The 19,148-nt window shown below is 74.9% G+C and carries 27 protein-coding genes and 1 tRNA gene; 19 read left to right on the plus strand and 9 right to left on the minus strand.

The genetic code is table 11. The features are described from left to right. Window positions 1-18: 18 nt before the first annotated feature. The 3 genes from K8Z61_RS00355 to K8Z61_RS00365 are packed head-to-tail and all read right to left on the minus strand — an operon-like array spanning window position 19 to window position 2,744. Window positions 19-837 (minus strand): enoyl-CoA hydratase-related protein, encoded by an 819-nt coding sequence (locus tag K8Z61_RS00355; RefSeq protein ID WP_224126090.1) that lies wholly within the window; start codon window positions 835-837, stop codon window positions 19-21. Continuing rightward, on the minus strand, window positions 830-1,396 hold the full coding sequence (locus K8Z61_RS00360) for an isochorismatase family protein (RefSeq protein ID WP_224126091.1): 567 nt from the start codon (window positions 1,394-1,396) through the stop codon (window positions 830-832). Before K8Z61_RS00360 ends, K8Z61_RS00355 begins: the two co-directional genes overlap by 8 nt. Before the next feature lie 58 nt (window positions 1,397-1,454). Continuing rightward, window positions 1,455-2,744: a nicotinate phosphoribosyltransferase gene (locus K8Z61_RS00365; protein ID WP_224126092.1), complete on the minus strand. Its 1,290-nt coding sequence runs from the start codon at window positions 2,742-2,744 to the stop codon at window positions 1,455-1,457. 86 nt (window positions 2,745-2,830) lie between these two features. Between K8Z61_RS00365 and clpS the strand changes: the two genes are divergently transcribed. The 7 genes from clpS (at window position 2,831) to K8Z61_RS00400 (ending at window position 6,981) form a co-directional block, all read left to right on the plus strand. Then, window positions 2,831-3,127, plus strand: a complete 297-nt coding sequence (clpS, locus tag K8Z61_RS00370; protein ID WP_224126093.1) for an ATP-dependent Clp protease adapter ClpS — start codon at window positions 2,831-2,833, stop codon at window positions 3,125-3,127. Continuing rightward, complete coding sequence (locus K8Z61_RS00375) at window positions 3,124-3,711, plus strand: DUF2017 domain-containing protein (protein ID WP_224126094.1); 588 nt, start codon at window positions 3,124-3,126, stop codon at window positions 3,709-3,711. Before clpS ends, K8Z61_RS00375 begins: the two co-directional genes overlap by 4 nt. 30 nt (window positions 3,712-3,741) lie before the next feature. Next, entirely contained in the window at window positions 3,742-4,212 is a 471-nt protein-coding gene (locus K8Z61_RS00380; protein ID WP_224126095.1) for an NUDIX domain-containing protein, read from the plus strand. A 37-nt stretch (window positions 4,213-4,249) separates the two neighbouring features. Next, a complete protein-coding gene (locus K8Z61_RS00385; protein WP_224126096.1) occupies window positions 4,250-4,687 on the plus strand; it encodes a Mov34/MPN/PAD-1 family protein in 438 nt (145 codons plus the stop codon). Between the two features lie 75 nt (window positions 4,688-4,762). Further along, window positions 4,763-5,041, plus strand: coding sequence for a MoaD family protein (locus tag K8Z61_RS00390; RefSeq protein ID WP_224126097.1), 279 nt, complete (start codon window positions 4,763-4,765; stop codon window positions 5,039-5,041). A 38-nt stretch (window positions 5,042-5,079) separates the two neighbouring features. Further along, the gene (locus K8Z61_RS00395; RefSeq protein ID WP_224126098.1) at window positions 5,080-6,045 is read left to right on the plus strand and encodes a PLP-dependent cysteine synthase family protein; all 966 of its coding nucleotides are present in this window, start codon (window positions 5,080-5,082) and stop codon (window positions 6,043-6,045) included. A 168-nt stretch (window positions 6,046-6,213) separates the two neighbouring features. Then, window positions 6,214-6,981 (plus strand): MBL fold metallo-hydrolase, encoded by a 768-nt coding sequence (locus tag K8Z61_RS00400; RefSeq protein WP_224126099.1) that lies wholly within the window; start codon window positions 6,214-6,216, stop codon window positions 6,979-6,981. 25 nt (window positions 6,982-7,006) lie between these two features. On the opposite strand, the gene K8Z61_RS00405 is transcribed toward K8Z61_RS00400, so the two are convergent. Further along, window positions 7,007-7,729 (minus strand): response regulator transcription factor, encoded by a 723-nt coding sequence (locus tag K8Z61_RS00405; RefSeq protein WP_224126100.1) that lies wholly within the window; start codon window positions 7,727-7,729, stop codon window positions 7,007-7,009. Next, window positions 7,726-8,907, minus strand: a complete 1,182-nt coding sequence (locus K8Z61_RS00410) for a histidine kinase (RefSeq protein WP_224126101.1) — start codon at window positions 8,905-8,907, stop codon at window positions 7,726-7,728. The genes K8Z61_RS00405 and K8Z61_RS00410 overlap by 4 nt, the downstream gene beginning before the upstream one ends. A 140-nt stretch (window positions 8,908-9,047) precedes the next feature. Between K8Z61_RS00410 and K8Z61_RS00415 the strand changes: the two genes are divergently transcribed. The 5 genes from K8Z61_RS00415 to rdgB all read left to right on the plus strand — a co-directional run bounded on the left by K8Z61_RS00415 (window position 9,048) and on the right by rdgB (window position 13,087). Beyond that, the gene (locus K8Z61_RS00415) at window positions 9,048-9,995 is read left to right on the plus strand and encodes an ABC transporter ATP-binding protein (RefSeq protein ID WP_224126102.1); all 948 of its coding nucleotides are present in this window, start codon (window positions 9,048-9,050) and stop codon (window positions 9,993-9,995) included. After that, entirely contained in the window at window positions 9,992-10,825 is an 834-nt protein-coding gene (locus K8Z61_RS00420) for an ABC transporter permease (protein ID WP_224126103.1), read from the plus strand. Before K8Z61_RS00415 ends, K8Z61_RS00420 begins: the two co-directional genes overlap by 4 nt. Before the next feature lie 96 nt (window positions 10,826-10,921). Then, a complete protein-coding gene (locus tag K8Z61_RS00425; RefSeq protein ID WP_224126104.1) occupies window positions 10,922-11,716 on the plus strand; it encodes an SGNH/GDSL hydrolase family protein in 795 nt (264 codons plus the stop codon). Window positions 11,717-11,726: 10 nt separating this feature from the next. Then, entirely contained in the window at window positions 11,727-12,467 is a 741-nt protein-coding gene (rph, locus tag K8Z61_RS00430) for a ribonuclease PH (protein WP_224126105.1), read from the plus strand. After that, the gene (rdgB, locus tag K8Z61_RS00435; protein WP_224126106.1) at window positions 12,464-13,087 is read left to right on the plus strand and encodes an RdgB/HAM1 family non-canonical purine NTP pyrophosphatase; all 624 of its coding nucleotides are present in this window, start codon (window positions 12,464-12,466) and stop codon (window positions 13,085-13,087) included. The genes rph and rdgB overlap by 4 nt, the downstream gene beginning before the upstream one ends. A gap of 43 nt (window positions 13,088-13,130) precedes the next feature. Here the strand turns inward: rdgB and K8Z61_RS00440 are convergent. Together K8Z61_RS00440 and bcp are read right to left on the minus strand one after the other, a co-directional pair. After that, window positions 13,131-13,212, minus strand: a tRNA-Leu gene (locus K8Z61_RS00440). Window positions 13,213-13,271: 59 nt separating this feature from the next. Then, window positions 13,272-13,745 carry a thioredoxin-dependent thiol peroxidase gene (gene bcp, locus K8Z61_RS00445; protein WP_224126107.1) on the minus strand — a complete coding sequence of 158 codons (474 nt, stop codon included), beginning with the start codon at window positions 13,743-13,745 and terminating at the stop codon, window positions 13,272-13,274. A gap of 47 nt (window positions 13,746-13,792) precedes the next feature. On the opposite strand from bcp, the gene K8Z61_RS00450 reads away from it, so the two are divergent. From K8Z61_RS00450 to K8Z61_RS00475, 6 genes are all read left to right on the plus strand, one after another. Continuing rightward, window positions 13,793-14,524, plus strand: a complete 732-nt coding sequence (locus tag K8Z61_RS00450; RefSeq protein ID WP_224126108.1) for an energy-coupling factor ABC transporter permease — start codon at window positions 13,793-13,795, stop codon at window positions 14,522-14,524. Beyond that, window positions 14,521-14,826, plus strand: a complete 306-nt coding sequence (locus K8Z61_RS00455) for a PDGLE domain-containing protein (protein WP_224126109.1) — start codon at window positions 14,521-14,523, stop codon at window positions 14,824-14,826. The genes K8Z61_RS00450 and K8Z61_RS00455 overlap by 4 nt, the downstream gene beginning before the upstream one ends. Window position 14,827: 1 nt before the next feature. Beyond that, complete coding sequence (gene cbiQ / locus K8Z61_RS00460; RefSeq protein WP_224126110.1) at window positions 14,828-15,619, plus strand: cobalt ECF transporter T component CbiQ; 792 nt, start codon at window positions 14,828-14,830, stop codon at window positions 15,617-15,619. Beyond that, the gene (locus K8Z61_RS00465) at window positions 15,616-16,410 is read left to right on the plus strand and encodes an energy-coupling factor ABC transporter ATP-binding protein (RefSeq protein WP_224126111.1); all 795 of its coding nucleotides are present in this window, start codon (window positions 15,616-15,618) and stop codon (window positions 16,408-16,410) included. Before cbiQ ends, K8Z61_RS00465 begins: the two co-directional genes overlap by 4 nt. Before the next feature lie 64 nt (window positions 16,411-16,474). Beyond that, window positions 16,475-16,741, plus strand: coding sequence for a DUF3618 domain-containing protein (locus K8Z61_RS00470; RefSeq protein WP_224126112.1), 267 nt, complete (start codon window positions 16,475-16,477; stop codon window positions 16,739-16,741). Window positions 16,742-16,776: 35 nt separating this feature from the next. Continuing rightward, window positions 16,777-17,076: a co-chaperone GroES gene (locus tag K8Z61_RS00475; RefSeq protein WP_224127552.1), complete on the plus strand. Its 300-nt coding sequence runs from the start codon at window positions 16,777-16,779 to the stop codon at window positions 17,074-17,076. Here the strand turns inward: K8Z61_RS00475 and K8Z61_RS00480 are convergent, their stop codons facing one another. After that, window positions 17,077-17,577 carry a hypothetical protein gene (locus K8Z61_RS00480; RefSeq protein WP_224126113.1) on the minus strand — a complete coding sequence of 167 codons (501 nt, stop codon included), beginning with the start codon at window positions 17,575-17,577 and terminating at the stop codon, window positions 17,077-17,079. It lies immediately after the preceding gene. A 103-nt stretch (window positions 17,578-17,680) separates the two neighbouring features. Between K8Z61_RS00480 and K8Z61_RS00485 the strand changes: the two genes are divergently transcribed. Beyond that, window positions 17,681-18,037: a hypothetical protein gene (locus K8Z61_RS00485; RefSeq protein WP_224126114.1), complete on the plus strand. Its 357-nt coding sequence runs from the start codon at window positions 17,681-17,683 to the stop codon at window positions 18,035-18,037. Window positions 18,038-18,255: 218 nt separating this feature from the next. Here K8Z61_RS00485 and K8Z61_RS00490 read toward each other — a convergent pair whose 3' ends face one another. Then, window positions 18,256-19,128 (minus strand): DICT sensory domain-containing protein, encoded by an 873-nt coding sequence (locus tag K8Z61_RS00490; protein ID WP_224126115.1) that lies wholly within the window; start codon window positions 19,126-19,128, stop codon window positions 18,256-18,258. Window positions 19,129-19,148 lie beyond the last annotated feature (20 nt).

Genomic DNA, 19,148 nt, shown 5'->3' on the forward strand with positions numbered 1-19,148 from the left:
AACTCCGCGTTACAAGGGCTACTCGCCGCGGAACACCGGCCGGCGACGCTCGGCGAAGGCGGCCAGGCCCTCGCCGAAGTCGCGGGTGCGGAAGAGCGCCTGCTGGCCGGAGCTCTCCCGGTCGAGCGCCTGCTCGAAGGCGGGCAGGGCGGTGGCGTTGACGGCCCGCTTGATCGCGGTCTGGGCCAGGGCCGGGCCGGCCGCGAGCCGCTCGGCCAGCGAGGTGACGAGGGACTCCAGCTCGGCGTCCGGCGCCAGGTGGGTGATCAGGCCGGCGGCGAGGGCGTCGGCCGCGGGCAGGGGCTCGCCGAGCAGGGCCATCCGCATCGTGCGGGCCCGGCCGATGGCGGCGACGATCGACGCGGACGAGCCGCCGTCGGTCATCAGGCCGAGCCGGGTGAAGGGCAGCAGGAACGCGGCCGACTCCGCGGCGACGACGAGGTCGGCGGCCAGCGCGGCCGAGCAGGCGACGCCGGCCGCGACGCCGTTGACGGCGGCGACCACCGGCACGTCCACCGACACCACGGCCCGGACGAGGCGGTGCGCGCCGTCCATCGTGGCCTGCGGATGCTGGGGCGCGACCCGCAGCGACTCCATGTCGGCGCCGGCGCTGAAGGCCGGGCCGGTCCCGGTGAGCACGACGACGCGCACCGCCTCGTCGGCCTGCGCCGACTCCACCGCGTGGCTCATCCGCTCGAGCATCGGCGCGTTCAGGGCGTTGAGGGCGGTGGGCCGGTCGAGGGTGATCCAGCGGGCGGCCCCGCGCTGCTCGACCCGGACGGCCGCCTCGACGTCGAAGTCGGCCGGGGCGTCGGGGAACCGGGAGGGCTCAGACACGGACGACTCCGGCGGCGTCCAGCTCGGCGAGCGCCGCCGCCGTGGTCTCCGGTGCCACGCCCGCGCACAGGCCCTCGAGCAGCCGCACCGCGAAGCCCTCGCGGACGGCGTCGAGCGCGGTGGCCCGCACGCAGTGGTCGGTGGCGATGCCGCAGACGTCGACGGCGGTGACGCCGCGCTCGCGCAGCCACTCGCCGAGCCGACGGCCCTCGGACGCGCCCTCGAAGCCCGAGTAGGCGGCGACGTGCTCGCCCTTGAGGAACACGGCATCGAGGGCGTCGTCGGCGATCTCGGCCAACGCCGGGTGGAACCGCTCGCCAGGCGTCCCGACCTCGCAGTGCACCGGCCACGAGTCGACGAAGTCGGGCGAGGCCGACCAGTGCGCTCCGGGGTCGACGTGGTGGTCGCGCGTCGCGACGACGGCCGCGTAGCCCTCGCGCGCGGCGGGATCGGTCAGCAGCTCGGCCACCTTGACGGCCACGCCCGCCCCGCCCGTGACGGCCAGCGAGCCGCCCTCGCAGAAGTCGTTCTGCACGTCGACGACGATCAGCGCTCTCATGCCCGCGACGCTACCGCGCAGGCCGCCCGGCCGGCCGGGCCGTCGACCGCCGGGACGCTCACGCGTGCTCGGTCGGGATCGCCTGCTCGCCGCGCGCCATCGAGCGCACGGCGACGGGCAGCTCCGCGACGCTGGCCGCGTGCCGCGCGCGGGCGGCCTCGAGCGGCTCGCGTCCGACGACCTCGCCCTCGCACACCAGCGGCAGCAGCAGGGGACGCTCGTCCGGCCCGAGGTCGGGGGAGCGGCGGATCACCTCGGCCTGCGCGCGCCCGCCGACGACCCGCCGGCCGGCCCACTTGCGCCCGCCCGTCGACGCCTTGTGCGGGCTGCGCTTGGCCACCGGCTCCAGCCCGCCGTCGGCCCCCTCGCGGGCGACCAGCTTGTAGACGAAGCCGCAGGTCGGGTGGCCGCTGCCGGTGACGAGCCGGGTGCCCACGCCGTAGCCGTCGACCGGGGCCGCGGCCAGGGCCGCGATCGCGTGCTCGTCGAGGTCGCTCGTGACGACGATGCGCGTGTCGTGCGCGCCCAGCGCGTCGAGCTCGCGGCGCACCTCGACCGCCAGCACGCCGAGGTCGCCCGAGTCGATGCGCACGGCCCCCAGCCCGGGGCCGGCGACCTCGACGCCGCGGCGCACCGCCTCGGCGACGTCGTAGGTGTCGACCAGCAGCGTCGTGCCGGTGCCCAGCGAGGCCACCTGGGCGCGGAACGCGTCGGTCTCGGAGTCGTGCAGCAGCGTGAACGCGTGCGCGCTCGTGCCCGTCGTCGGGACGCCGTGCCGCTGCCGCGCCGCGAGGTTGGACGACGCCGCGAAGCCGGCCACGTACGCCGCCCGCGCCGCGGCCACCGCGGCCTCCTCGTGCGTGCGCCGCGAGCCCATCTCGATGCACGGCCGACCGCCGGCCACGAGCGTCATCCGGGAGGCGGCGGCCGCGATCGCGGAGTCGTGGTTGAGGATCGAGAGCACGAGCGTCTCCAGCAGCACCGCCTCGGCGAAGGTGCCCTCGACGACCAGCACCGGCGAGTCGGCGACGTGCACCTCGCCCTCGCCGTAGCCCCAGACGTCGCCGGTGAACCGATGGTCGGCCAGCCATGCCAGGGTGCGCTCGTCGACGACGTCCGCCAGCGCGTCGAGCTCGGCCGGGCCGAACCGGAACGCCTCGAGCGCGTCGAGCACGCGCCCGGTGCCGGCGACGACGCCGTAGCGCCGACCCTCGGGCAGGCGCCGGGCGAAGACCTCGAAGACGCAGCGCCGCGACGCCGTGCCGGAGGCCAGGGCCGCCTGCAGCATCGTCAGCTCGTAGTGATCGGTGAGCAGGGCGGTCGAGACGGCGGTCGGTGGCTCGGACACGGCGACAACCTAGGGCTCGGCGCCGACGATCGCGCGTCCCGACGGGGTGACCGGACGACGCCGGGCGCGTGTGCCAGCATGGGGACGTGTCCGCGCCCAGCCCCGTCGAGGTCGATCCCGGTCTCGTCGACGAGACGTCGACCGTCCCCAGCACGCCATGGGTGACGATCGTCTGGGACGACCCCGTCAACCTGATGAACTACGTCGCCTTCGTCTTCCAGCGCCACTTCGGCTATGACAAGAGGAAGGCCGAGCGGCTGATGCTGCAGGTGCACGAGGAGGGCCGCTCGGCGGTCTCCAGCGGCACCCGCGAGGAGATGGAGCGCGACGTCCAGGCCATGCACGAGTACGGCCTGTGGGCCACCCTGGAGCGCCAGGAGTGAGCGGCTTCGTCCGGCACCGCCGCTCCGGCGCGATCATCGCGACCTTCACCGGCCTGGAGGCCGACCTGCTGCGGTCGATGGCCTCGCAGCTCATCGAGCTGCTCCGCGACCAGGTGGCCGCCCCCACGGAGTCCGACGACCCGCTGGAGGCGATGCTCGACTTCTCCGGCCCCAGCCAGGAGCCCGACGACCCCGCCCTCGCGCGGCTCTTCCCGACGGCCTACGCCGACGACGAGGAGGCCGCCGGCGACTTCCGCCGCTACACCGAGCAGTCGCTGCGCTCGGGCAAGGTGGCCGCGGCCAGCACCGTCATCGACCTGCTCGAGGACGCCGGCCTGCCCGCCGAGCTCGACGAGGACGACCTGATGATCGACCTCGAGCTCGACCAGGCCGAGGCGATGGCCTGGCTGCGCTGCCTCAACGACCTGCGGCTGACCCTGGCCGTCCGCCTCGAGATCGAGGACGAGCACGACCACGTCCGGCTCGAGGCGCTCCCCGACGACGACCCGCGGGTGTGGGCGTTCGACGTCTACGACTACTTCGGCGGCCTGCAGTCGACGCTGGTCGACGCGCTCGAGGGCTGAGCCCGCCCGGCGGCCCCCTAGGGTCGCCCCATGAGCCCGACCCCCGACTTCGTCCTGGCGCTGCGCGAGCGCATCGGCCACGAGCTGCTGTGGCTGCCGGGGGTGACGGCCGTCGTCGTGCACGAGGGCCGCGTGCTGCTGACGCGGCGGGCCGACACCGGCGAGTGGGCGCCGATCACCGGCATCCTCGAGCCGGGCGAGGAGCCGGCCGTCGGCGCGGCGCGGGAGGCCCTGGAGGAGTGCGGGGTCGAGATTCTGGTCGAGCGCCTGGCCGGCGTGGCGTGCACCGACGTCCGCGAGTACCCCAACGGCGACCGGTCGGTCTACCTCGACCTCGCCTTCGCGTGCGCGTGGGTCTCCGGGGAGCCGCACGTCGCGGACGACGAGAACCTCGAGGTCGCCTGGTGGCCGCTCGACGCCCTGCCGCCGCTGTCGGCCGACCACCGCGCGCGGGTCGACGCGGCGACGTCGGGGGAGCAGGCGGCCCGCTTCCTGGGCTGACGCGGGCCGCCCGGGCCCCAGCCCCTACGCTGGAACGGTGCTGACCCTCGACCAGGCCACCTACGACGCGATCGTCGCGCACGCCAAGCGCGACCATCCCGACGAGGCGTGCGGCATCGTCGCGGGTCCCGAGGGCAGCGACCGTCCGACCCGGCTGGTCGAGATGGTCAACGCCGCCGGCAGCCCCACCTTCTACGAGTTCGACTCCACCGAGCTGCTCGACCTCTACAAGCAGATGTGGGCCAACGACGAGGAGCCGGTCGTCGTCTACCACTCCCACACCGCCACCGAGGCCTACCCGAGCCGCACCGACATCGGCCTCGCGAGCGAGCCGAACGCCCACTACGTGCTCGTCAGCACGCGCGAGCACGGGAATAACGACGGCCCGGTGGAGTTCAGGTCCTTTCGGATCGTGGACGGCGAGGTCACCGAGGAAGAGGTGGTCGTCGTGCCCGAGCTGAGCCCCGCCGGCTGACGCCGGCCGTCCCGCCACCGAACCGCCACCGATCGTCCCGATCCCTCCGGGAACCCAACAGAGCAGGAGCACCCCGTGTCCGTCGAGGTCCGCATCCCGACCATCCTCCGCACCTACACCGGCGGCGAGAAGGCCGTCCAGGCCGACGGCGCCACCCTCAGCGCGCTGATCGACGACCTCGAGGCCAAGAACCCCGGCATCAAGGACCGGCTCGTCGACAACGGCGACCTGCGCCGCTTCGTCAACATCTACGTCAACGACGAGGACGTCCGCTTCCTCGGCGGCCTCGAGGCGTCGCTCTCCGACGGCGACCAGGTCGTCGTCCTCCCGGCCGTCGCCGGCGGCGCCGCCTGAGCCTCGGGCTCGGCGCACGGCGACGGACAGGAGCAGCCATGGCGAGGTTCGACGACCTCCTCACCTCGGTGGGCAACACGCCCCTCGTGGGGCTGCCGCGACTCTCGCCGGGCACGCTGCCCAACGGCGCCGAGGTGCGGCTGTGGGCGAAGCTGGAGGACCGCAACCCCACCGGCTCGATCAAGGACCGCCCCGCGCTGCGGATGATCGAGGAGGCCGAGAAGGACGGCACGCTGCGTCCGGGCTGCACCATCCTGGAGCCCACCTCGGGCAACACCGGCATCTCGCTGGCGATGGCGGCCAAGCTCAAGGGCTACCGCATCGTGTGCGTGATGCCGGAGAACACCTCCGAGGAGCGGCGCCAGCTGCTGCGCATGTGGGGCGCGGAGATCGTCTCCTCGCCGGCGGCGGGCGGCTCGAACGAGGCCGTCCGGGTGGCCAAGCGGATCGCCGACGAGCACCCCGACTGGGTCATGCTCTACCAGTACGGCAACCCGGCCAACGCGCTCGCGCACGAGGACGGCACCGGCCCCGAGCTGCTGGCCGACCTGCCCTCGATCACCCACTTCGTCGCCGGCCTCGGCACCACCGGCACGCTCATGGGCGTCAGCCGGTTCTTCCGGCGCGCGAAGCCCGACGTCCGCATCGTCGCCGCCGAGCCGCGCTACGGCGAGCTCGTCTACGGTCTGCGCAACCTCGACGAGGGGTTCGTCCCCGAGCTCTACGACGCCGACCTGATCGACACCCGCTTCTCCGTCGGCCCGCGGGACGCCGTGCGCCGGGTCCGCGAGCTGCTCGAGCTCGAGGGCATCTTCGCGGGCGTCTCGACCGGTGCGATCCTGCACGCCGCGCTCGGCCAGGCGGCGAAGGCGATCAAGGCCGGCGAGTCCGCCGACATCGCGTTCATCGTCTGCGACGGCGGCTGGAAGTACCTCTCCACGGGCGCCTACGAGGGCACGATCGACGAGGCCGAGGACCGTCTCGAGGGCCAGCTCTGGGCCTGACGCCGCCGCGGTCCGCGCGACGCGTCCCGCCGACGTGAGATGCATCCCGAGGCCCGGACGTCCAGGGGCGCATGACCTAACCTTGGGTCCCATGCCCGTCCGGACCCCCGCCCGCGCCCTCCGGCGCGCTCTGGCGGCTGCGTCCGCGCGGCTCGGGGGAGGGTCCGCATGAGGCTCACGGTCCTCGGCTGCTCCGGCTCCTACAACGGCCCGGACGCCGCCGCCAGCAGCTACCTCGTCGAGGCGGAGCACGACGACGGCACCGGCTCGCGCACCTGGCGGCTGCTGCTCGACCTCGGCAGCGGCGCCCTCGGGCCGCTGCAGCGGCTGACCGACCCGCTCGGCATCGACGCCGTGCTGCTCAGCCACCTGCACGCCGACCACTGCCTCGACCTGTGCGGCTACTACGTGATGCGCAAGTACCACCCGACGGGCGCGCAGCCGCGGCTGCCCGTCTGGGGGCCGAGCACCACCGCCGACCGCATGGCCCGCGCCTACGACCTCGAGCTCGACCCCGGCATGCACGAGGAGTTCGACTTCCTCACCTGGGCCGGCCCGATCACGATCGGCCCCTTCGCGATCGAGGCCCAGCCGGTGGAGCACCCGGTCGAGGCGTACGCGATGCGGATCAGCGCCGACGGCGCCGTGCTCGCCTACAGCGGCGACACCGGCCCGTGCGGCGGGCTGGACGCCGTCGCGAAGGACGCCGACCTGCTGCTCGCCGAGGCGTCCTTCCGCTCCTGCGACGTCAACCCGCCGGCGCTCCACCTGACGGGCACCGAGTGCGGCGAGGTCGCCACGCGCATGGGCGTGCGCCGGCTGGTCGTCACGCACGTGCCGCCGTGGTTCACCTCCGACGTCGCGCTGGCCGAGGCGCGGGCCGCCTTCGACGGCCCCGTCGAGCTCGCCACGCCCGGCGCCGTCTACGACGTCTGAGGCGCGCGAGCCGCCGGGCGCGGGCTCAGACCCAGCCGGCGTCGTGCACGCAGATGGCGATCTGGGTGCGGTTGCTCGTCGCGAGCTTCTCCAGCAGCCGCGAGACGTGCGCCTTCACCGTCGGCACCGAGAGGTGCAGCTCACGGGCGATCTCGGCGTTCGACAGGCCGCGCCCGACCGCCCGGGCCACCTCGGACTCGCGGTCCGTGAGCCCGGCCAGCCGGGCCAGGGCGTCCTGCTGACGCGCGTCGGCGGGGGCGTCGGCCGGCGGATCGGCCTCGACGTCGCGCAGCCGCTCGATCAGCGTGCGGGTCACCGACGGCGAGAGCATCGGCTCGCCCGCCGCGACCGCGAGCACGGCCTCGACCAGCCGCGCCGGGGGCGTGTCCTTGAGCAGGAAGCCGTCGGCGCCGGCGCCGAGCGCGCCGACCACCTGGTCGTCGGCGTCGAAGGTGGTCAGGACGATCACGTGCGGCGCCTCGCCGCGCTCCTGCAGGCGTCGCGTGGCCTCGAGGCCGTCCAGGCGCGGCATCCGGATGTCCATCAGGACGACGTCCGGCGTCAGCCGCTCGGCGGCCTCCAGCGCCTCCAGGCCGTCCCCGGCCTCCCCGACGACGCGGAGGTCGGCGCGACCGCCGAGCATCAGGCCGAGCGCCGAGCGCACGAGCGGGTCGTCGTCGACGAGCAGGACGCGCACGGGCGCGGCGTCGCCGTGGGAGGACTCCGACGAGGAGGCGGGCGGGCTCACGAGGGCCACGGTAGCCACGCCCGCACCTCGAACGCGCCGTCACTCAGGCCGTGCTCGAGTCGCCCGCCGCTGAGCTCGGCGCGCTCGGCCAGCCCGATCAGGCCGAGGCGGGCGCCGTCGGCGGGCCGCCGGGCGAAGCCCAGCGGGTTGCGCAGCAGGACGCTCAGCCCGGCGTCCGGGTCGCCCTCGAGGCGGACGGTGAGCAGCGCGCCGGGGGCGTGCTTGCGCGCGTTGGTGAGCCCCTCCTGCACCAGCCGGTAGACCGTGCGGCCGAGCGCGTCGGGCACCGGCGCGGCGACGGCGTCGACCAGGTCGACGCTCTGCCCCTCCGAGCGGGCCTCGGCGACCAGCGCGGCGACGTCGGCGTGCGTCGGCTGCGGGACGGTGGCCGCGCCCTCGACCAGGCGTCCGGTCTCGGGGTCGCGCAGCACCCCGAGGACGCCGCGCAGGTCGCGCAGCGCCTCCTGGGCGCGCTGGGCGATGACCTCGGCCTCGGCGCGCAGGGCGTCGGGGCCGAGGTCCTCGCGGAAGGCGAGCGCGCCGGCGTGCATCGAGATCTGCGAGATCCGGTGCGCCAGGACGTCGTGCATCTCGCGGGCGATCCGGGCGCGCTCGGTGACCCGGGCGCTCGCCGCCTGCTGCTCCCGCTCGGCCTCGGCGAGCTCGGCCCGGCGGTGGAGCGTCCAGAGCAGCTCGCGCCGCGACCCCAGGTAGAGCCCCCACCCGGCGGCGGCCGCGGCCACCACGAGGTTGACCAGCGCGTCGACCCACCACGGGTCGCCGGTCGGCTCCGGGCTGGTCTGCCGGCTCCAGGCCACGCCGGCGAGGAAGGCGGTGCCGGCCACGAGCGCGACCTCGCGGTAGCGGCGTCGCGTCGCCACCGACACCGCGCCGAGCAGGGCCGGCCCCGCCGCGGTGGCCGAGACGAGCGTCAGCGCGTTGAGGGCCAGCGCGATCGGCATCGGCCAGCGGCGGCGCAGGCAGACCAGGCCGAACGACGCGAGGCCCAGCGCGAGGTCGAGCGCCATGCGGCGGCCGCTCTGGGAGTCCTGCACGGGCAGCCAGACGCCGAGGCTGATGAGGGCGCAGACCGTCAGCCGCCACCCGTGGCGCCAGCCGCTCAGGGGCGGCTGGATCGCCGCGGGGTCGGGCCGCTCGACACGGGGGCGGCTCGTCACGGAGCCAGGGTAGGCGGCCGGCCGGTCCGATCGGCACCGTCGCAGGTCGGTCGGGGGGCGGGCGACCCCTACCTTCGTCGGGGGGAGAGGGCGACCCGCGACCGATGTGTCGGACCGCGGCGACGGGGCAGGGTGGGGCCATGATCACGGTCGAAGGACTCACCAGGACGTACGGCGCGTACACCGCCGTCGACGACGTCAGCTTCGTGGCCCAGCCGGGGCGGGTCACCGGCTTCCTCGGCCCGAACGGCGCCGGCAAGACCACGACGATGCGGATCATGGTCGGGCTGACCCCGCCGACCCGCGGCAGCGTCACGATCGGCGGCCACCGCTACGCCGACATCCCCAACCCCGGCCGGCACGTGGGCGTCCTGCTCGACGCCTCGGCCCAGCACGCCGGGCGCACCGGTCGCGAGATCCTCACCCTCGGCGCGCGCACGATGGGCCTGCCGATGTCGCGGGTCGACGAGATGCTCGCGCTGGTCTCGCTCGACGACTCCGAGGCCAAGCGGCGGCTGCGCAACTACAGCCTCGGCATGAAGCAGCGCCTCGGCATCGCCCACGCGCTGCTCGGCGACCCGTCGGTGCTGATCCTCGACGAGCCCGCCAACGGCCTCGACCCCGCGGGCATCCGCTGGATGCGCGGCCTGCTCAAGGGGTACGCCGACCGCGGCGGCACGGTGCTGCTCTCCAGCCACCTGCTGCACGAGGTCGAGCTGATCGCCGACGAGATGATCCTCATCGGCCACGGCCGCATCGTCGCCCAGGGCGACAAGGAGTCCCTGCTGCGCGAGGAGCGGCCCTCGACGCTGGTCACCTCGCTCGACAACGACCGGCTCGCCGCGGCGCTGCAGGCCGCGGGGGTCGGCGTGACGCCGGCCGGCGGCGGCCTGCGGGTCGACGCCGACCCGACGTCCGTCGGCCGCGCCGCGCTCGAGGCCGGCGTGGTCCTCACCGACCTGCGCAGCGGCTCGCGCGGCCTGGAGGACCTCTTCCTCCAGCTCACCGCCTCCACCCAGCGCGAGCAGCCCGCGCCCCCGACCGCCCCGTTCGCCCAGACCCAGCCGACTCAGGGAGCCGTCCGATGAGCACCACGACCTCCAGCACCCCCACGCCCGGCGCGGCGGTGCCGCGCACCATCGACGTCTCCGGCACCGCGCCCGTCCCGTTCGGCCGCCTGGTCGCCGTGGAGCTGCGCAAGAGCTACGACACCCGCGCCGGCTTCTGGCTGCTCGGGACGATCGCGGGCCTGGTGGTGCTCGCCGAGGGCATCGCCACCGCGGTCGGCATCACCCAGGACAACTCGCCGGGCCTGGACTTCGGGGCGTTCGTCGGCGTCGCCGCGTTCGTCACCGCGGTGCTGCTGCCGGTGCTCGGCATCATGCTCGTCACGAGCGAGTGGGGCCAGCGCACCGCGATGGTCACCTTCTCGCTCGAGCCGCGGCGTCCCCGGGTCGTGGCCGCCAAGTACGTCGTCGGCCTGATCCTCACCGTCGCCACCGCGCTGGTGGCGGTGGCCATCGGCGCGGTGTGCAACGCGTTCCTCGGCCTGGGCATCGGCGGCGCCGACTGGACCTTCGGCTGGGACTACTTCGTCGGCTTCCTCATCGTCCAGTCGCTGGCGATGACGAGCGGCTTCGCGCTCGCCACGCTCCTGCTGAGCACGCCGGCCGCGATCGTGGTGTTCTTCGCCTACAGCTACGTGGTGCCCACGATCCTCGCCCTCGCCTCCGCGTTCCTCGACTGGTTCGAGCCGATCAGCGACTACATCGACTTCCAGCGGGCGCAGGTGCCGCTGCGCGACCTCTCGATCAGCGGCGGCGAGCAGTGGGGCCAGCTGCTGGTCTCGGCCGCGGTGTGGCTCGTCGTCCCGCTGGCGCTCGGCCTGCGGCGCATCCTGCGTGCCGAGGTGAAGTGACCGCGTGACTCGCTGAGGCGACGGTTCACCCGACGTTGACCGACACGTCGCACGGCCACGGCCCCCGGGTTCCCCGCAGCGGTGACCCTGGGGGCCGTGGCTCGACGCTATCTGCGCCTGGTCGCCCTGGGCGACAGCACCACCGTGGGGGTCGGCGACCCCGTCCTCGGCCCTGACGGCCGCGAAGGCCTGCGGGGGTGGTCCCGGCTCCTCGCCGAGGCCCTCTCGACCGGTCACGACCTCTCCTACCTCAACCTCGCGATCAGCGGCTCGACCGTCGGCGCGGTCGCCGAGCGCCAGCTCGACGACGCCGTGGCCCACGCCCCCGAGCTCGCGTCCCTGATCGTCGGCATCAACGACACGATGCGCTCCACCTGGCACCCGGCCCGCTTCGCCGAGGACCTCCTCGCGGTGGCGGGCCGGCTGCACGACGCGGGCGCCACGCTGCTGACGGTGCGGTTCCACGAGCACGGGCGGGTCTTCGGGCTGCCGCCGGCGCTGCGGCGTCCGCTCGACCTGCGCATCGACGCGGTCAACGCCGCCTACGACCAGGTGGTGGCGCGGTACGGCGGCGTGCAGGTCGACCTCGCGCACGAGGCGGGCGTCTACGAGCGGGCCAGCTGGTCGGTCGACCGGCTGCACCCCTCGGAGCTCGGCCACCGGATGCTCGCCCGCGCGTTCGCCCGCGAGCTCGCGGCGGCGGGCTACGACGCCGTCCTGCCGAGCCTCGAGCCGGACGGCGGCATCGAGCCGTCGTGGCGGCGCAACGTCGCCTGGGTGGTCACCGAGGGGGCGCCCTGGATGGGCCGCCGCGCCCGCGACCTGGGCCCGTGGGCCGCGCGGGCCGCCTGGGAGCGGGCCCTGGCGCGTCAGCCGGAGCCTGCGCCGTAGCCTTCGGGGCATGACTGCACGCGAGGACGGCCGCGCCGACGACGAGCTCCGCCCGATCACGATCACCCGGCACTGGCTCGACCACGCCGCGGGCTCGGTGCTGGTGGAGTTCGGCCGCACCAAGGTGCTGTGCGCGGCGTCGGCGTCCGAGGGCGTGCCGCGGTGGCGCAAGGGCTCGGGCCTCGGCTGGGTGACGGCCGAGTACGCGATGCTGCCGGCGTCCACCAACACCCGCTCGGACCGCGAGTCCGTCAAGGGCCGCATCGGCGGTCGCACCCACGAGATCAGCCGGCTGATCGGCCGCTCGCTGCGGGCCGTCGTCGACTACCAGGCGCTCGGCGAGAACACCATCCAGCTCGACTGCGACGTGCTCCAGGCCGACGGCGGCACCCGCACCGCCTCGATCACCGGCGCGTACGTCGCGCTCGCCGACGCGGTCGCGCACCTCAAGGCCACCGGCGCGCTCAAGGCGTCCGCGCAGCCGCTGACCGGCTCGGTCGCGGCGGTCTCGGTCGGCATCATCGACGGCGTCCCGCGCCTCGACCTGCCCTACGTCGAGGACGTGCGCGCCGAGACCGACATGAACATCGTCATGACCGGCGACGGCCGCTTCGTCGAGGTGCAGGGCACCGCCGAGGGCGCGCCGTTCGACCGCGCCGAGCTCGACGCGCTGCTCGACCTCGGCGCGAAGGGCTGCGCCGACCTCACCCGGCTGCAGCGCGAGGCGCTCGACCGGCCGGGGCGCGCGTGAGCGAGCGGCTGGTCTTCCTGGCCTCCCGCAACGCCAAGAAGCTGGAGGAGATGGAGCGCATCCTCGCGCCGCTGGTGCCGGGCGTGCGGGTGGTCGGCCTGGACGACCTCGCGGGCCTCGGCATCGCCGGCTACGACGAGCCGGTGGAGGACGAGCCGACCTTCGCGGGCAACGCGCTGCTCAAGGCCCGCGCCGGGTTCGCCGCCACCGGCCTGGTGTCGGTGGCCGACGACTCGGGCCTGTGCGTCGACGCGCTCAACGGCATGCCCGGCGTGCTGTCGGCGCGCTGGGGCGGGCCGCCGAGGTCCGACGAGCGCAACAACGCGCTGCTGCTCGCCCAGCTGGCCGACGTGCCGGACGAGCGACGCGGCGCCCACTTCGCCTGCGCCGTCGCGGTCGTCCACGGTGCCGGCGAGCTGGTCGTCGAGGGACGCATGGAGGGCCGGATCATCCGCGAGACCCGCGGGACGGGCGGCTTCGGCTACGACGTGCTCTTCGAGGCGCCCGAGCACCCCGGACGCACCAGCGCCGAGCTGTCGCGCGAGGAGAAGGACGCGATCTCGCACCGCGGCCGCGCCTTGCGCGAGCTCGCGCCGCAGCTGGCCGCCCTGCTGGCCTGACCACCTGCTGCCCCGTCGCGCGACCGCGAGGCGACGCGTCGGGTGCCGAAGGCGGGAGTCGAACCCGCACGCCCGGGGGCACGGGAACCTAAATCCCGCGTGTCTGCCTGTTCCACCACTCCGGCTCGGCCGCCGGGAGCGATCCCCACGGCCGAGCCGCAGTCTAGGAGTGGGGGCGGACCGCTCAGGCGTCGAGGCCGAGGTCCTTGCGCAGCTTGGCGACGTGGCCGGTGGCCTTGACGTTGTACTGGGCGACCTCGATGCGACCCTCCTCGTCGACGACGAAGGTCGAGCGGATGACGCCCTCGACGACCTTGCCGTAGAGCTTCTTCTCGCCGAAGGCCCCGTAGGCCCGCAGGACGTCCTTGTCGGGATCGGCCAGCAGCGGGAACGTCAGCGCGTCGCGCTCGCGGAACTTCGCGAGCTTCTCCGGCTTGTCCGGCGAGACGCCGAGCACCTCGTAGCCGGCCGCCTGGAGCGAGGCCAGGCTGTCGGTGAAGTCGCAGGCCTGCTTGGTGCAGCCGGGCGTCATCGCCGCCGGGTAGAAGTAGACGATCACCTTGCGGCCGCGCAGGTCGGCCAGCGACACCTGCGAGCCGTCGTCGGTGGGCAGGGTGAAGTCGGGGGCGGGGTCTCCGGGGGAGAGGCGGTCGCTCACAGGGGTGCCTTTCTGCAAGGAGTTTGCAACAGCGATAGTGTCGTGGCATGCATGTGCCCGACGGCTTCTTCGACGCCCCGACGTCCGCCGCCACCGCCGTGGTGGCCGCGAGCGCGATCGGCACGTCCCTCTACCTTGCCAGGCGCCGCGAGCTCGACGACCGCACGGCGCCGCTGGCCGGGCTCGTCGCCGCGTTCGTCTTCGCGACGCAGATGCTCAACTTCCCGGTCGCGGGCGGCACGAGCGGCCACCTGATGGGCGGCGCGCTGGCGGCCGTGCTCGTCGGGCCGGCCACGGCGATCCTCTGCCTCTCGGTGGTCTTCCTCGTCCAGGCGCTCCTGTTCGCCGACGGCGGCATCACCGCGCTGGGCACCAACATCCTGCTGATGGGCGTGGTGACGGTGCTCGTCGGCTACGGCGTCTTCCGGGTGCTGCAGGCGGTGCTGCCGAAGCGCGCGTCGCTGGTGCCGCTGCTCGCCGGGCTCGGCGCGCTGGTCTCCGTGCCGGCCGCCGCGCTGGTCTTCGTCGGCCTCTTCGAGGTCGGCGGCACGGTCGACGTGCCGCTGGGCACGCTCGCCTCGGCCATGCTCGGCGTGCACGTGCTGATCGGCATCGGCGAGGCCGTCATCACCGCCGCCGCGGTCGCCGCGATCCTCAAGGTGCGCCCCGACCTCGTCCACGGCGCCCGACGCCTGCCGACGGCGACGCCCCTGGTGGTGCGCACCTCGCCGGTGGCCACGCCGGCCGCGCCCGCCGCTCCGACGGGAGGAGAGGCGTGAGCGCGCGCCGCGCCTCGACCCGGCGCGTGCTGCTCGGCGTCCTGCTGGTGAGCCTCGTGCTCGCGGGCGTCGTCAGCCGGTGGGCCGACTCCGCCCCCGACGGGCTGTCCAGGGTCGCGCAGGACCTCGGCTTCGAGGGCGCCGCCACGCCGCACGTCAGCGACGGCAGCCCGTTCGCCGGGTACGCCGGCCCGTGGGCGGGCGTGGTCGGGGTGCTGGTGGTGCTCGCGATCGCGGGCGGCGCCACGTGGCTGCTCCGGCGCCGGGGCCCCGCCGGCGACGACCACCCCCGGGCCGACTGACGTGGGCGCCGGCCACGGGCACCGCCTGCACTTCCACGGCCATTCGGCCCTGCACCGGGCCGCGGCGCACCACAAGGTGCTCGCCCTGCTCGGCTTCATGCTGGTGGTGGTCGCCACCCCTCGCGGCTGGTGGTGGGCCTACCTCGCCGAAGGGGTGCTGCTGGGCGGCGTCGTCCTGGCCTCGCGGGTGCCCCTCGGCTTCCTCGCGCGCCGGATGGTCGTCGAGACGCCCGTGCTCGTGTTCGCCGCGCTGCTGCCGCTGATCGCGCACGGCGAGCGCGTCGACGTCCTCGGCCTCTCGCTCAGCCGCTCCGGGCTCGAGGGGGCCGCGCTGCTGCTCGTCAAGGCGACGTTCGGCGTCGTCGCGGGGCTGACGCTGGCCGCCACCACCGAGCCGCAGGCGCTGCTGGCCGGCCTCGCGCGGCTGCGGCTGCCCCACCAGCTCGTGCAGATCGCGGCCTTCATGGTGCGCTACCTCGACGTCGTCACCGACGAGATGCGGCGCATGCGGGTCGCCCGCGAGGCGCGTGGCTTCACCGCCCGCGACCCGCGCCACTGGGGCGTGCTGGCCCGCTCGGTCGGCGCGCTCTTCATCCGCTCCTACGAGCGCGGCGAGCGGGTGCACCTGGCGATGCTCGCGCGCGGCTACGACGGGCGCATCCCGCTCGACCTCGACCGTCCGCAGGCGCCGGCTGTCGCGCCGCGGGGGCACGGCCACGCACACGGCCACGCCCACGAGCACGCCGCGGCGCCCGTCCCCGCGCTGCTCACCGCACCGGCGGAGCACGCGTGAGCACTCCGGTCCTCGACGTCCGGGGCCTGGCCTACGCCTACCCCGACGGACACCAGGCGCTCTTCGGCGTCGACCTGCACGTGCACCGGGGCGAGCGCGTCGCGCTGCTCGGCCCCAACGGCGCCGGCAAGACCACCCTGGTGCTGCACCTCAACGGCATCCTCGCTGCCGGGGCCGGCACGGTGGCCGTCAGCGGCCTGCCGGTCGCGAAGGAGCACCTCCAGGAGATCCGTCGCCGCGTCGGCGTGGTCTTCCAGGATCCCGACGACCAGCTGTTCCTCGGCAGCGTCCGGGCCGACGTCGCCTTCGGGCCGCACAACCTCGGCCTGCGTGGCGCGGAGCTCGACGCCCGCGTCATGACCGCGCTCGAGCAGGTCGGCATGGCCGAGCACGTCGACCGGCCACCCCACCACCTCAGCTTCGGGCAGCGGCGCCGCGTCGCGGTCGCCACGGTGCTGGCCATGCAGCCCGAGGTGCTCGTCCTCGACGAGCCGTCGTCGAACCTCGACCCGGCCTCGCGCCGCGAGCTGGCCGACATCCTGCGCTCGCTCGACGTCACCGTCCTCATGGTCACCCACGACATGCCGTACGCGCTCGAGCTGTGCGAGCGGTCGGTGATCCTGCACGACGGCACGATCGTCGCCGACGGCTCGACCCGCGATCTGCTCACCGACGACGCCCTGATGGCCCGGCACCGCCTCGAGCTGCCCTACGGGTTCGATCCGCGGACGGTCGGGCCGGCGCCGGGTCGTGCGCCCGCTCCCGCTGCTCCGGCGGGTCCGACGGGGTGAGCGACGCCGCCCACGCCCCGTGCGGTGAGGTGGCGCCCGTCGGGCGATCGGTAGGGTGCTCACCGTGAGCAAGAAGCCGCATTCCGCCGACAGGGCCGCCCAGCTGGAGCGGGAGATCGCCGAGGCGCGCGAGCGGCTCGCCGTCTCCGTCGGCCAGCTGGCCTACCGGGCCAAGCCGCAGACGATCGTGCGCCGCGAGGTGTCGAGCGTGAAGGCGAGGTTCGTCGACCCCGCCACCGGCCAGCCGCGCACCGACGTCATCGTCAAGGTGGCGGGCGTCGTCGTCGGCTCGCTCACCGTGATCGTGCTGATCCGCCGCGCCAACCGCTGAGGTCGTCGCGCGTGAGCGAGAAGACCCCGATCAAGATGCTGCACGACCGGGTCCTGGTCGAGCTCGACCAGGAGGCCGGCGAGCGGCGCTCCACCGGCGGCATCGTCATCCCTGCCACCGCCGCGATGGGCGCCCGGCGCCTCGCGTGGGCGCGGGTCGTCGGCCACGGCCCGCAGGCCCGTGCCGTGCAGATCGGCGATCGCGTGCTGTTCGACGCCGACGACAAGGCCGAGGTCGAGGTGCAGGGCGAGGTGTACGTCGTCATGCGCGAGCGCGACGTCCACGCGGTGGCGGCCGACCGGCTCGCCGACGAGGCCACCGGCCTCTACCTGTGATCAGCGGGCGCGGAAGAACCCGGCCGCGCTGAGCAGGTCCGCGCAGCGGTCGCAGAGCGCGGCCGGCTCGGTGTCACGGGGGTCGGTCGCGCTGCGCTGACGTCGTCCGCGCACCGTCGCCTCCACGGGCGCGGCGTGGTGGGCGCTCGCGCAGAAGCCGAGGAACTCCCGACCGTCGCGATCCGCGGCCGGCGGCTCGGCGACGAATCCGGCGCGCGGAGCCCGCGGCGTGGGGGCGGGCGCCTCGGGGGCGGGCGTCTCGAGGGCGGCCGCCCTCGCGGTGCCCGTCAGGAGCCGCGGGTCCGCGTCGTCGCGGCGGGCCAGCCCGGCCTCGACCAGCGCGTCGCCCACCGGCTCGGAGCGGACGCGGAAGCCGAAGCCGCCGGCCGCCGAGCGGCGGCAGTGCTCCAGGACGGCGTCGTCGACCCAGGTGCCGCGCACCCACGCGCCCGTCACCGAGAGCAGTCGGGTCTCGCGGCGCATCGCTGCTGTGGGGCTCATGTCGGTCTCAACGAGGCACGACGCCGCAGGTCACGGATGCCCCCGGAGGCATACGTCACGTGCCCGGGGCGTAACCGGCGCCGTCCGTCCGCGTTGAGGGGGCATGGTGTTCACGATCGTCCTCGGCGGCTTCCACACCGCCCACCTCGACCCCGTCACCGGGTGCGGCCTGGTGGTCTGCCCCCGCCCGGAGCTCGACGTGTGGCTCGACGACGAGTCGGTGCTCGGCGCCGCCTGGGTCGATGCGACGCGGAAGCTGGCGCGTGCGGGCTGGGCGCCGATCGTCGACGCCCAGGGCCTGCTCCGCTACGAGGGCGTCACGGAGGACGGCTCGCTCGTCGCCTCGGTGGCGGCCGAGCGGGGCCTGCTGCCCGCCACGCCGGCGACCCTCGACCACGAGACGTGGTCGCAGCTGTGCCAGGCCGCGGGCCTGGTCGGCGTCAGCGCGCCGCGCGCCTGACCCCCGGCGCGTCCACCGCGCCTCCCCGCCTCCCTCCCCGGAGAAGACGAGAGCCCGGCACCGTGATGGTGCCGGGCTCTCGCGCATCCCGGTCGACCCCGGAGCCGGCGGAGTGGGATTCCGCGGGCCCCGGGGCCACCTGGGGGTGCCGTCCGCGGGTGCCTGGGGACGGACGGCGGGTCGGTGGAGGCGTGGGGGTCGGTCCGGTGCCGGCTCGGTCAGCGCCCGAAGGCGTCGACGTAGGACACGATGCGGCCGACCATCTCGCTGGTCGCCCGCAGGTCGGTGACGCCCGGCGAGGCCTCGGTGGCCAGGGAGTGCAGCACCGGCGCGGCCGCGGCGGCGTCGACGCTGGCGGCGACGGTCGCGCAGGCGCGGGCCGCCTCGCGGACGGCGGTGGGCTCGAACGTCCACACGGCCTCGAAGACCCGCTCGCGGTCCTTGACGCTGCTCTGGCCGGGCAGCTCCCACGCGCTCAGCGCGACGGGCAGCTCGCGGGAGTCGCAGATGACCGCCCACTCGCGCCGCAGGGGCGCGGACTCCGGCAGCGGGATCTTCACCGGCACCGGGCCGGTGGCCGGCGGCAGCTCGGAGGGCACCGGGGTGTCGGGGAAGTCGGCGAAGACCATCGCGACCTGCGCCACCCGGGACAGCTCGATCCAGCGCTCGCCCGCGGCGTTGAAGTACCGCTCGCGCTGGAAGGAGCCGAAGATGCGGGCGTGGTCGGCCTTGGCGCAGAACTCGTCCTCGATCGCCCACGAGAGCGCCAGCAGCGTGCTCTTGCGCAGCCGCAGCGGGGTGAGGTGCGGGTGGGTCTGGCGGAGCCGGGCGAAGATCGACGGGGCCGCCGGGCGCGCGAGGTCGGCCACGTCGGCGATCGCCGCCTCGAGGCGCGACCCGGCGTCACGCCGGGCCATCACGTCGAGCACGGCCTTGACATCCTCCGGGGTGTAGCGGCGGTGGCCGCTGGCCAGTCGCTTGGCCCGTGGGAAGCCGTGCCGGTTCTCCCACATGCGCAGGGTCGCCACGGCGACGCCCGTGCGCTCGGACAGGTCACCGATGCTCAGCACGGCGTCGTCCTCGGTCGTCATGGTGTCCTCCTCACGGTCGG

It is taken from the genome of Nocardioides sp. TRM66260-LWL, from assembly GCF_020075545.1.
GTDB lineage: Bacteria > Actinomycetota > Actinomycetes > Propionibacteriales > Nocardioidaceae > Nocardioides.

Bases quoted from the DNA above. Each gene is read 5' to 3' on its own strand.
- K8Z61_RS00360 (WP_224126091.1), bottom strand. From the start codon at position 1,396: ATGAGAGCGCTGATCGTCGTCGACGTGCAGAACGACTTCTGCGAGGGC.
- K8Z61_RS00380 (WP_224126095.1), top strand. From the start codon at position 3,742: ATGAGCCCGACCCCCGACTTCGTCCTGGCGCTGCGCGAGCGCATCGGC.
- K8Z61_RS00395 (WP_224126098.1), top strand. From the start codon at position 5,080: ATGGCGAGGTTCGACGACCTCCTCACCTCGGTGGGCAACACGCCCCTC.
- K8Z61_RS00400 (WP_224126099.1), top strand. From the start codon at position 6,214: ATGAGGCTCACGGTCCTCGGCTGCTCCGGCTCCTACAACGGCCCGGAC.
- K8Z61_RS00415 (WP_224126102.1), top strand. From the start codon at position 9,048: ATGATCACGGTCGAAGGACTCACCAGGACGTACGGCGCGTACACCGCC.
- K8Z61_RS00420 (WP_224126103.1), top strand. From the start codon at position 9,992: ATGAGCACCACGACCTCCAGCACCCCCACGCCCGGCGCGGCGGTGCCG.
- rph (WP_224126105.1), top strand. From the start codon at position 11,727: ATGACTGCACGCGAGGACGGCCGCGCCGACGACGAGCTCCGCCCGATC.
- K8Z61_RS00450 (WP_224126108.1), top strand. From the start codon at position 13,793: ATGCATGTGCCCGACGGCTTCTTCGACGCCCCGACGTCCGCCGCCACC.
- K8Z61_RS00475 (WP_224127552.1), top strand. From the start codon at position 16,777: ATGCTGCACGACCGGGTCCTGGTCGAGCTCGACCAGGAGGCCGGCGAG.
- K8Z61_RS00480 (WP_224126113.1), bottom strand. From the start codon at position 17,577: ATGAGCCCCACAGCAGCGATGCGCCGCGAGACCCGACTGCTCTCGGTG.
- K8Z61_RS00485 (WP_224126114.1), top strand. From the start codon at position 17,681: ATGGTGTTCACGATCGTCCTCGGCGGCTTCCACACCGCCCACCTCGAC.
- K8Z61_RS00490 (WP_224126115.1), bottom strand. From the start codon at position 19,128: ATGACGACCGAGGACGACGCCGTGCTGAGCATCGGTGACCTGTCCGAG.